The sequence below is a fragment of the uncultured Brachybacterium sp. genome, assembly GCF_947500705.1.
Classification (GTDB): Bacteria; Actinomycetota; Actinomycetes; order Actinomycetales; family Dermabacteraceae; genus Brachybacterium.
The window spans coordinates 30,668-40,100 of the sequence record NZ_CANMSY010000014.1 but is presented as its reverse complement, the minus strand read 5'-3'; the positions used below and the strand labels follow the sequence as shown (position 1 = coordinate 40,100).

Here is a 9,433-nt window from a genome sequence, read left to right as displayed (position 1 = left end):
GCGTCTTTGTCGCATGGACGGGTTATTGGGTCGCCGAGTGGCGGTGGGGTCGCCTACTCTGGTTGGCATGTTGGTTTACGGCACTGCTTCGCTGCGTCTGCGCAGCCGCTAACGGCGGCGAGCACCCTCCACAGGTTGTTGCTCCCGCCCCCGGTGATCACGGCCGGGCGGCTCTTTCAGCGTGCCCGGCTCCGCAACAACCACGGAGCAAACAGTGCCTACCTATCGAGGTGGCCGTCATGAGCACGGCCAGAACTTCCTGACTGACCCATCCACTATCGCCACGATCACACGGCTCGTGGCCACCACCGAGGGCCCGATCATCGAGATCGGCCCCGGTGACGGAGCACTCACCTCGCCGCTGGCCAAGCTCGGGCGACCGGTGACAGCCGTCGAAATCGACACCCGGCTCGCCCGACGCTTGACCCAACGACTCCCACCGCACGCGGAGGTCGTCGCCGACGACTTCCTGACCTACCGGCTTCCCACGTCTGCGCATGTGCTCGTCGGCAACCTGCCGTTTCACCAGACCACAGCCATGCTGCGACGCATCCTGCACGCCCCGGCATGGACCGATGCCATCGTGCTCGTGCAATGGGAAGTTGCGCGGCGCAGAGCAGGCGTTGGCGGTGCCACGATGATGACCGCGCAATGGGCGCCCTGGTACGAGTTCACGCTGCAAAGTCGTGTTCCCGCTCGCGCGTTCACCCCACGTCCGGGCGTCGACGGTGGAATCCTCACCATCCACCGCCGCGAACACCCGCTGCTGACTCCGTCCGAGCGACGCCAGTTCCACGCCCTGGTCCACCGCGTCTACACCGGTCCCGGACGCGGGCTCGCCCAGATCCTCGCACGCAACACCTCGCTCGGCTCGCCACAGGCGGCACAGGCGTGGCTGAGGGGCCACGGCGTGAAAGCCGCCGGACTGCCGAGAGACTTGCCCGTCGAGGCATGGGTGGACTTGTTCAAGACCACGGGCTCCTCGCCACCGCCCCGCCGCACGCAGTCGTCCTCAGGAGGGCGGCGGCGATGAGCATCGAACCCTCGTGGCGAGTCTGCCCTGACGAGATCACACCCAGCCATGTGTGCCCGACCGAGACAGCCGCACACCATGCAGCACGGCTCCTCGCTCAAGGCCCCGGACGGGATTGGCGACTTCGTGACCTCGCCAACCTCGTGCACCTGTCCACGTCACAACTGGGCAGGGCCTTCAGCCAAAGCTTCGGGATGCCGCCCATGCGGTACCTCGCTCATGTTCGGGCCCACCGGCTGGCCGAGCTCCTGGTCGAAACCGACCTTCCGATCGGTGTCGCCATGACACGAGTCGGGTGGCGCAACCGCGGCCACGCCGCACGACAGTTCACCGCCATCATCGGGGTCAGCCCATCCGCGTACCGACTCACCGCGACCCAACGAGCAAGCCTGAAATGCCCGTGCTGTGGACAGCGAAGCGAGCTGCCCGATGACGGCCACAGAGCGCTCTGGCCTCGGCCCTGCCAGGACAGAGATCCGTGACACGGTCATCCGGATGCGGGCTGATCTCGCTCACCGGTGGACCTTGGCCGAACTCGCACAGGATGCACACCTGTCGCGGTCACGGCTCGGGGGCCTGTTCGTGGAGCAGTTCGGCGTCCCTCCAATCGCGTTGCTGGCTCGGTTTGTCGCGCGTCAGACTTAGTGGCAGGGCCGTTATGTAGGTCCTGAAGGAGAGTCAGACATGGGTAGACCACCCTCGATTCCGGCGGAGAAGAAGACCCGGATAGTGCTGAGCGTGCTGGCCGGCGAGATGTCCATCGCCGAAGCGGCACGCAAGGAGAAAGTCAGTGAGCAGTCCATCGGACGGTGGAAGGCCGAGTTCCTGGAAGCCGGCAAGACCGCCCTGGTGGCCGGCAGGTCCGGACCATCCTCCCGAGAGGAACAGCTGGAGGCCGAGGTCGCCGAGCTGACCCAGGCCTTGGGCGAGGCACACCTGGAGGCCAGGGTGTGGAAGAAGTCCGCGGAGGGCCGGCTGGGCCCTTCGAGGACCTCGAGGTGATCCGCGTGGAAGCGGGCATGTCGACCGCGAGGTTCTGCCAGCTCTTCGACATGCCCGAGCGGACCTGGCGCCGCTGGCAGGCCAAGGCCCGCACCGGGACGGCGGTGAAGGGACCGTGGCCGCAACCGGCACGGCAGGCCGCCAGGGAACTGGTGGTCAAGCACGCGTTGGCCCATCCGGCGTGGGGGCATCGGAAGATCTGGGCGATGGTCCGCCACGACGGGCATGTGGTTTCCGAGGCGACCGTGCTGCGGATCCTTCGCGACGAGGGGCTGATTCTGCCCGCGCAGTACCCACGGGAGCGACGGAAGCTGGCCGAGCGGCGCAAGGCCGCGTTCGCCACCGAGCCGACCGGTCCGAACCAAGTCTGGCAGCTGGACTTCAGCGAGTTCGAGACCACCACCGGAGGGACCTGGCGGCTGGCCGGGTGCCGGGACTACTGGTCCAAGTACGAGCACCCCTTCCACGTTTCGCCCACCGGGAACCAGCACGACGCGATCGACGCGATCGAGTTGGCCCTGGCCGACTACGAGGCCATGTTCGGTCACCCGCTGGTCGAGGCCTGCCCGGTCGATCCCGAGACCGGTGAGCTGTTGCCCGTGGTGACCATCGTGACGGACAACGGCGGGCCGTTCCGGTCCTTCCGCTTCGAGTCCTTCATCGCCGCCCACCCCGAGCTACACCACGTGCGCACCCGAGTGAAGACCCCGGGGCAGAACGGGTCCCGTGAACGCGGCTTCGGCACGCTGAAGTACGAACGGCTCTACCTGGACGAGATCGACGACGCGATCGTGCTCGCCGAGCGGGCCGAGGACTACCGGATCGAGTACAACGAGCTCCGGCCCCACGAGGCCATCTCATGGAACCGGCCCAAGGAGGTGCACCTGGGCCTGGCCGACCCCACCACCCCGACATTCAAAACCAAGGAAATCCTGCCAACTACTTGACGCGGGACAGGAGTGCTCGCCTCGGTAGGGGTGGGTGGTGTTGTTGGCGGTGGCGATGAGGTCGGCGTCGGCGGGGTCCTCGGTCCAGAGTCGGGCACCCTCGCGCAGGAGACGGAGCGGGAATGCGCTCGCGGCGCTGGTGAGCGGTCCGGGGACGGCCCAGACGGAGGGGCAGGTGAGGGAAGCTCCGTAGGCGGTGCTGCGGTGCGCGCCCTCAACGAACAGGGCATGGTGGGCGATCGCGCCGCGGAGGGCGGCGGCGTCGAGGAGGTCCCAGCGGGTGGGGCCGGCGTCAGGGTCGGTGGCGACGGTGAGGAGGAGGCCGCCCTGGTCCTGCACGTGGTGGGCGAGGTGGGCGTTGCCGCGCGGGTAGGGGCGGTTCAGGCCTGCGGCCTGGACGAGGACGGTGCGGTCCGGGCGGGCGGCGCGGACGGCGGTGCCGTCGATGCCGTAGGCGGTGCTGGCGATGAGGATCGCTCCGCGCTGGCTGAGCATCTCGGCGGCACTGCGGGCGACGGTCTCGCCGTAGGGGGTGCTGGCGCGGCTGCCGGTGATGAGGACGCGGCCGGGGGCGACGAGGAGGTCGAGGTTGCCGCGGGCGGTGACCTGGCGGCCGTGGATGGTGAGGGTCTGGTCGGTCATGGTGTGCTCCTTGGTGGTGAGGGTCAGCGGTTGCGGAGGTCGGCGAGGGCCTCGGCGAGCTCGGGGCAGTCGGGCTGGTGCGCGGTGAGGTCGCGGCCGCCGCCGTAGAACTCGCTGAGGGCGGGGATGTCGCGGTGGCAGCTGTGGCAGTGGGTGGTGTTCTCGTCCATGGGTGTCTCCTTCGGTGTGGTGGGTGGCCCGGTCGTTTTTTCCCCGTGCCCTGGTGCTTTTGAACGGGCCCCGGAGCGAGGGAGCACACCCGGAGGGCCGGGTGGTCGAGAAGTTCTCGGCGAGATAAGCGCAGCGCGTCGGGAAGTTGTCGGCTGCCCGGACCCCGCGCAGCGGGGTTGTGCGGAGGAGCGCAGGGGTCATAGTGAGAAGCCCAGGACACGGGGAATGAGGGATGCGCCCCGCGACGGGTCGCGGGGCGTGCGCAGGGGCCGGCGGAGCCGGTCGCCGTCAGAGGGTCGCCGGATGCGGCGATGCTCGAGAGCACGGAGTGCGCTGTAGGGGTGGAGTGCCCGGCGCAGCCGGGCGCCGCTTGGGTGAGGGACCCGGGCCCTTGGCCCGGGTCCGGCTCACCGGTCGGTGCGGTTGTAGACGTCGCCCTCGATGTATTCGAGGCTCTCGCCGGTGGCGGGGTGCTGCGCGGTCCAGTAGTAGGCGGCGTTGTACTCGGTCACCTCCCAGCCGGCGATGGTGAGGGAGCCCAGGAGCTCGCGGTCCATGCCGCCGTGGAAGAACCCGCTCTGGGTGCTGGTGCTGTCGAGGAGGCGGAGGACCTCGGCGCTGGTGGTGGGCTTGGCGGCCTCGATCTCGTCGAGCTGGCGGTGGATGTGGCCCCAGAACGGGTCCTGGCGCTGGCGAGCCTCCATCTCGAGGAGGCGGTCGTAGCTGCTGATCTCGGGGGTCATGGTGTGCTCCTTCGTCCTGTTGTTCGGGGGTGCTGACGTGGAGCGGGGGATGCGCTGGTGGGGGTGGTGCACCCCGAAGGGTCGAGCCGTAGGCGAGAGCCCGGGCAGCCGGCGAGGACCCGAGAAGATCCCGGCGAAATAAGCGCAGCGCGTCGGCATCTTGTCGGGGACCGCCGGCCGAGCGGAGCGAGCCGGGTGTGCTCCTCCCCCACCAGTGCGTCAAGATCCCCCGATCCAGCACCCCGGGCAGGGCGAAGGAGGCAAGCTCCGCCGGCGGGAAGCCGCCGCATCGTTAGTGCAGGCAGTGCACATGGTGCGCGGAGTGCAGAGAGTGAGTCGCGGCCGGCCCGTCTGCGGGGCGGCCGCGGCCGTTGCCGGCCGTAGGGGCCGGCGGCCGGTGCGGTGGCTCCGTCCACCGGCGCCGGGTTCGCCGCTCGACGCTGTGCGTCGTGGGGAGGGTGCTGCGCGCCGGGACGGCGCGGCCGCTCGGCTCGGCGGTCCCGCCGAGGGCGGTCCGCCCCGCGCGGGGCGGGGCGGACCGGGGGTCACTGCTCGGTGCGGGCGTCGAGCAGGCCCTGTTCGAGGTCGCAGGGGGTGTAGCCCCAGGCGACGAGAACGGCGAGGTAGTCGAGGTCGGTGTCGGTCATGTTCCGCCAGGTCTGCACGTCGGCGTAGATGACCTCGATGCCTGCGAGGGCGATGGTGAGGGCGTAGACGCTGGCGCGGGCACTGCTGGCCGGGGCGCTGGTCCTCCATCCCTCCCCCATCAGGTCGGTGGTGATGCCCTTGCGGTCGTTCATCCCGTCGTGGACGCGGCTGGGGGCCTGGGCGAGGAGTCGTGCCAGGGTGGCGGCGGCATCCTTCGGGGCGCTCTTGCGCTGGGTGAAGGTGCGCAGCCAGTCGCGTCGCACGTCGGTGGCGGCGCGCCATTCCTTGTTGCCCTCGATGACGCGGCGGCGCTCGGCCTTCTCGTCCTCGTTGAGGGGGCCGCTGCTTCCGGCGGCGGCCTCGTGGTTCTTGTGTCCGTTGGCCTTCCAGTCCGTGCAGACCTCCTGGGTCTGGGCCTCCCCCGCCCATGTGGCGGTGACGATGACTGCGTGGCCGGGGCAGGTGGTGTGCTGCTCCTCGTCCGCGTCGAGGGCACGGAGCGGGGCGGCGGCGCCGCGGCCGTCGTAGTAGTAGTCCCACGGGGTCTCGTCCAGGACGGTGATGCCTTCGGCGGTGAGGCGGTCGACCTCGGCGGCGACGGCGCGTGCGGCCTCGCGCCGCTGGCGGAGGCGGGAGGCGGTGTGTTCGAAACCGCCGCGCTGGGCGGACTGGACGAGGGAGTCGATGGCCTCCTCGTCGTCGTCGAACTCGGCGAGGACTGCGGCCTGTTCGATGGTGAGTCCGGAGGCGAGGTGGTCGCGGGCGGTCTGGCTCTTGCGGGCGGCGAGGCCCTGTTCGACGCTCTCCTTGCGGCTGTGGGTGCGCTTGGCGATCTGGGAAGCGGAGAGGCCGAGCAGGGACAGCTGCTCGTAGCCGTCGGCGCGCTCGGCGTCGGTGAAGCCGGTGCGCTGGTCGTTCTCGATCATCTGCGTGATGATCCGTCCGGCCTCGTCCGGGGTGTCGGCGAGATAGACGGGGATGGTCTCGCGCTGGGTCTCGACGGCGGCGAGGGTGCGGCGCTGCCCCTGCAGGACGTGTACGGCTCCGTCGTCGTCGCGGTACCCGACGACGGGCTGCATGACGCCGTGGTCGCGGATGGAGGCGAGGAAGGCCTTGTCGAGGCGGGCGTCGGCGCGGACGTTGGTGTCCAGCACGATGCTGGTCGGGTCAACGTGCACGAGCGTGCGCGTGCTGTCGATGGTGGTCATGGTGTGTGCTCCTTTCGGCCAGTGGACGGGATCGTTTTCCCCGCCCTCCTGGTGCTTGTGAACGGACCCCGGAGCCGCGGAGCACACCCGGAGGGCGGCGAGGCCGGAAAGTCCCCGGCGAAATAAGCGCAGCGCGTCGGGGAGTTTTTGGTCGTGGCCGGCCCCGCGGAGCGGGGTTGTGCGCAGTGGCGGAGGGGTCACAGTGGAAAGCCCAGGAGGACGGGGAACATGGAGGGCCGATCCGGGCGGGCCCGGATCGGTGAGGGCCGGCGGAGCCGGCGGCCGTCAGGGTGCTGCCCATCGGGGCAGTGCCCGAGCTGTACGGAGTGCATCGGCGGCACGGAGTGCGGCACTGGCAGGGCACGAGCGCAGCGAGTTCCGTTCGGGCGGCCCGGGCCGGGGCGCGACGGCCCCGGCCCGGTGGGTGGTCACCGGATCGGGTAGGACCAGTGATCGACATCCGCCGTCACGTCGACGCCGTTGGAGCGGGCCACGCTGCGGGCGTTCCGGGCGGCGGAGGGGCTCAGGTCGATCACGCGACGGAGGGCGTCGTGTGGAGCGTCGAGCCGGCGGCCGATGGCGAAGGCGCGGTCGCTGTAGCGCTGGATGAGGCGAGCGAGTCGCCAGGCGCGATGGGTGTCCCAGGTGGAGGCCAGGTCGAGCAGCGCGTGCTCGGCGCGTTCCAGAAGGTCGTGGGCGGCGCGGGTGGCCTGCATTGCTTCCCGTGCCGTGTGGAGTCCGGCGCGGGCGGCGCGGAGGTCGGCGGCGGTGGTGGTGTCGTTGGTGCTCATGGGTGGTGTCCTTTCGAGGTGGGCCGGGGCGGGTGCCTGGGGCCGAGGATCAGTGGGTGCGAAGGGTGCGCACCAGGGCGTCGCGTTCGCGGTGCAGCCGGGCGAGCTCCGCGATCCGGGTGTCGGAGGGGAGGCGCTGGCTCAGCGGTGCGCACATGGCGGCCGTGTCTGCGTTGCCGTCTGCGCGGAAGGGGTCGATCTGGTCGAGGCGGGCGTCGATCCGGGCGAGGCGTGCCTCGCGAGCGGGGAGCTGCTTCTCGGCGCGCTGACGAGCCTTCTCGGCCTGAGCCTTCTCCTGGGCGACTTCCTTCTCGAGACGGCGCTTTGCGACGGTCTCGTGCCGCTTGCACAGCCACGGCCGGATCGCGTCGCGGCCGCAGACGCGGTCGGCTGATTCGATCCACGCGGCGCACTGCTCGTGGGGGCTGTCGAGGCGGAGGGCGACGGTCAGGGCGAGACCGCGGTCAAGGGTCGTGGGGGTCATGGTGTGTGCTCCTTCGGCTGTAGCGCGGGGATTGGGGAGGGTCAGTGCTCGCGGGCGGTGTGCCGGGCGGCGGCGGCCCGGGCCGTGTCCAGGTAGCCCATCGGGTACAGGCGGTCGACCCATCCGCACGAGCACACGGGCCGGTGGCCCATCTCGTGGATGTAGTTGCCGATCTCGAGCACCTCGGCGGTGTGGGTGGTGGTGTCGTTGGTGCTCATGTGGGGCTCCTTCGTGGTGTGGAGCCGGGATCATTTTTTCCCCGTCCTCCTGGTGCTTTTGAACGGCGCAGTGATCGAGCGGAGTGCACCCGGAGGGCGGCAAGGCGGGAAGTTCTCGGCGATATAAGCGCAGCGCGTCGGGAAGTTCCCGGTGCAGCCGGCCCCGCGCAGCGGGGTTGCGCGCAGCGAGGAGCGTGCACAGTGGAAAGCCCAGGAGGACGGGGAGAATTAAGGGGCCTCGAGGCGGTAGTCGGCGCCTCGAGGTGAGTGGCCGGCGGAGCCGGGCGCCATTAGGCGGCGGCGCGAGCCGTTGCCCGGAAGTGTGCGATGGCTGTGGTCGCCGGGGCGGTCACAGGGATAGTGCGTCTAGTGCGCGTAGTGCAGAGGGTGCGTACGAGCGGAGCGAGTGCCTTGGGGAGGGGCGGCCAGGGTTGCCCGCAGCGACAGCTCGCAGGCGCGGAGCGTCTGCGCATAATGCTCGCAAGGCAGCACGGGTCGCCCCTCCCCCCTGCTCGCGCGGAGCGCGAGGGCGTGCGCAGCACGGAGGTGCCCGCCCCGGAGGGGGCGGGCACTGCGGGACGGACCGGGGAGGCCCGTCCCGCGTTGCCGGCTCAGCCGGTGAACCAGTCCGGGTACATCAGGGTGTTCACGAGCGCGTGTGCCGTGTTCGCGAGCGAGCACGAGCGGTCGTACAGCAGCGCGGTCTCGGCCGCGTGCAGTGCGGCGCGAGCGCGGGCCTCGCTCCACAGCAGCAGGCTGGACTGCGCGTACAGCAGCGCGGCCGCCTGCATGTCGGTGGTGTGAGCGGCCACGTACTGAGCCGCGAGTGCTCCGGTGACGAGCTGTTCGCCCAGCGGGCGACCGCGTCCGCCCAGCAGCGCGGCCATGACGTCCTCGTCGGCGCTGGCGTCGTCGAGCTCGTCGAACCCGAGCCGGGCGACGGCCAGCAGCAACTGGTCTCGCGTAGACGAGTCGCTGATCGCCGCGGCGATCTGCCCGACCAGTGCCTGGTCGGGACGACGCCCGGTGACGACGGTGTGGACCCATGCGTCCACGACCGTCTCGGTGTCGACCGCGCCGACGTTCGGCTCGATCGGCTCGAAGGCGAGGCCGCGAACCGGTGCCCACCGCCGCAGCTCGGTGGGTCGGCCGAGCGAGGCCGGCAGCGATGCACTGGCGGCCTCGAGCGTTGTGGTGCGCTTGGTCTCGAGGTCCATCAGGTACTCGCCCGAGGCGAGGATGGTGGCGGCGATGTTGATCCCGTCAAGCCGGCGGACGACGGTCTCGACGTCCTGCACCGCGGCCTTGAGCCCGCTCTCGTTGACGACCGTGAGCACCACCTCGTGCCCGACCAGTTGCGAGTACTCGTGCGCGGGCGGAACGGCCGGGTACTCGGCGTCGGGATCGACACCGGAGATGGCGGACAGACCGCCCCTGCCGGTGCTGACGAGGATGAAGCCGCGAGGCAGCGGCTCCATCAGCGATGCGAGCGTGTAGGCCGCGAACTGCGCGGGCGTGAGATTGGTCTGGGTCATGGTGTGCTCCT

The 9,433-nt window shown here is 70.4% G+C and carries 12 protein-coding genes; 4 read left to right on the top strand and 8 right to left on the bottom strand.

Features of this window, described 5'->3' with window-relative positions; all coding sequences use genetic code 11:
* The first annotated feature begins 214 nt into the window (after positions 1-214).
* The 4 genes from erm (at position 215) to Q0937_RS17010 (ending at position 2,982) form a co-directional block, all read left to right on the top strand.
* Positions 215-1,033, top strand: a complete 819-nt coding sequence (gene erm, locus Q0937_RS17020; RefSeq protein WP_299306113.1) for a 23S ribosomal RNA methyltransferase Erm — start codon at positions 215-217, stop codon at positions 1,031-1,033.
* The gene (locus Q0937_RS18055) at positions 952-1,515 is read left to right on the top strand and encodes a helix-turn-helix transcriptional regulator (protein WP_363323245.1); all 564 of its coding nucleotides are present in this window, start codon (positions 952-954) and stop codon (positions 1,513-1,515) included. Before erm ends, Q0937_RS18055 begins: the two co-directional genes overlap by 82 nt.
* 202 nt (positions 1,516-1,717) lie before the next feature.
* Positions 1,718-2,035: a helix-turn-helix domain-containing protein gene (locus tag Q0937_RS17015; protein ID WP_010080477.1), complete on the top strand. Its 318-nt coding sequence runs from the start codon at positions 1,718-1,720 to the stop codon at positions 2,033-2,035.
* Positions 2,032-2,982 carry an IS3 family transposase gene (locus Q0937_RS17010; RefSeq protein WP_299306077.1) on the top strand — a complete coding sequence of 317 codons (951 nt, stop codon included), beginning with the start codon at positions 2,032-2,034 and terminating at the stop codon, positions 2,980-2,982. The genes Q0937_RS17015 and Q0937_RS17010 overlap by 4 nt, the downstream gene beginning before the upstream one ends.
* Here Q0937_RS17010 and Q0937_RS17005 read toward each other — a convergent pair.
* From Q0937_RS17005 to Q0937_RS16970, 8 genes are all read right to left on the bottom strand, one after another.
* Complete coding sequence (locus Q0937_RS17005; RefSeq protein ID WP_299306075.1) at positions 2,893-3,624, bottom strand: DNA-processing protein DprA; 732 nt, start codon at positions 3,622-3,624, stop codon at positions 2,893-2,895. The two genes, Q0937_RS17010 and Q0937_RS17005, sit on opposite strands and share 90 nt — an antisense overlap.
* Before the next feature lie 23 nt (positions 3,625-3,647).
* Entirely contained in the window at positions 3,648-3,794 is a 147-nt protein-coding gene (locus Q0937_RS17000; RefSeq protein WP_168165391.1) for a hypothetical protein, read from the bottom strand.
* A 408-nt stretch (positions 3,795-4,202) separates the two neighbouring features.
* Entirely contained in the window at positions 4,203-4,538 is a 336-nt protein-coding gene (locus Q0937_RS16995) for a hypothetical protein (RefSeq protein ID WP_299306072.1), read from the bottom strand.
* A 545-nt stretch (positions 4,539-5,083) separates the two neighbouring features.
* Positions 5,084-6,394 (bottom strand): ParB N-terminal domain-containing protein, encoded by a 1,311-nt coding sequence (locus Q0937_RS16990; RefSeq protein ID WP_299306070.1) that lies wholly within the window; start codon positions 6,392-6,394, stop codon positions 5,084-5,086.
* A 428-nt stretch (positions 6,395-6,822) separates the two neighbouring features.
* Positions 6,823-7,185: a hypothetical protein gene (locus Q0937_RS16985; RefSeq protein ID WP_299306069.1), complete on the bottom strand. Its 363-nt coding sequence runs from the start codon at positions 7,183-7,185 to the stop codon at positions 6,823-6,825.
* A 49-nt stretch (positions 7,186-7,234) separates the two neighbouring features.
* On the bottom strand, positions 7,235-7,669 hold the full coding sequence (locus tag Q0937_RS16980; protein WP_299306067.1) for a hypothetical protein: 435 nt from the start codon (positions 7,667-7,669) through the stop codon (positions 7,235-7,237).
* A 41-nt stretch (positions 7,670-7,710) separates the two neighbouring features.
* The gene (locus Q0937_RS16975; protein WP_299306065.1) at positions 7,711-7,887 is read right to left on the bottom strand and encodes a hypothetical protein; all 177 of its coding nucleotides are present in this window, start codon (positions 7,885-7,887) and stop codon (positions 7,711-7,713) included.
* Positions 7,888-8,498: 611 nt separating this feature from the next.
* Entirely contained in the window at positions 8,499-9,422 is a 924-nt protein-coding gene (locus Q0937_RS16970; RefSeq protein ID WP_299306063.1) for a hypothetical protein, read from the bottom strand.
* Positions 9,423-9,433: the final 11 nt, after the last annotated feature.

Excerpts from the sequence above, each read along its gene's own strand:
- Q0937_RS16995 (WP_299306072.1), bottom strand. The coding sequence starts at position 4,538 with ATGACCCCCGAGATCAGCAGCTACGACCGCCTCCTCGAGATGGAGGCT.
- Q0937_RS16975 (WP_299306065.1), bottom strand. The coding sequence starts at position 7,887 with ATGAGCACCAACGACACCACCACCCACACCGCCGAGGTGCTCGAGATC.
- Q0937_RS18055 (WP_363323245.1), top strand. The coding sequence starts at position 952 with ATGGGTGGACTTGTTCAAGACCACGGGCTCCTCGCCACCGCCCCGCCG.
- Q0937_RS17005 (WP_299306075.1), bottom strand. The coding sequence starts at position 3,624 with ATGACCGACCAGACCCTCACCATCCACGGCCGCCAGGTCACCGCCCGC.
- Q0937_RS17015 (WP_010080477.1), top strand. The coding sequence starts at position 1,718 with ATGGGTAGACCACCCTCGATTCCGGCGGAGAAGAAGACCCGGATAGTG.
- Q0937_RS16970 (WP_299306063.1), bottom strand. The coding sequence starts at position 9,422 with ATGACCCAGACCAATCTCACGCCCGCGCAGTTCGCGGCCTACACGCTC.
- Q0937_RS16985 (WP_299306069.1), bottom strand. The coding sequence starts at position 7,185 with ATGAGCACCAACGACACCACCACCGCCGCCGACCTCCGCGCCGCCCGC.
- Q0937_RS16990 (WP_299306070.1), bottom strand. The coding sequence starts at position 6,394 with ATGACCACCATCGACAGCACGCGCACGCTCGTGCACGTTGACCCGACC.
- Q0937_RS16980 (WP_299306067.1), bottom strand. The coding sequence starts at position 7,669 with ATGACCCCCACGACCCTTGACCGCGGTCTCGCCCTGACCGTCGCCCTC.
- Q0937_RS17000 (WP_168165391.1), bottom strand. The coding sequence starts at position 3,794 with ATGGACGAGAACACCACCCACTGCCACAGCTGCCACCGCGACATCCCC.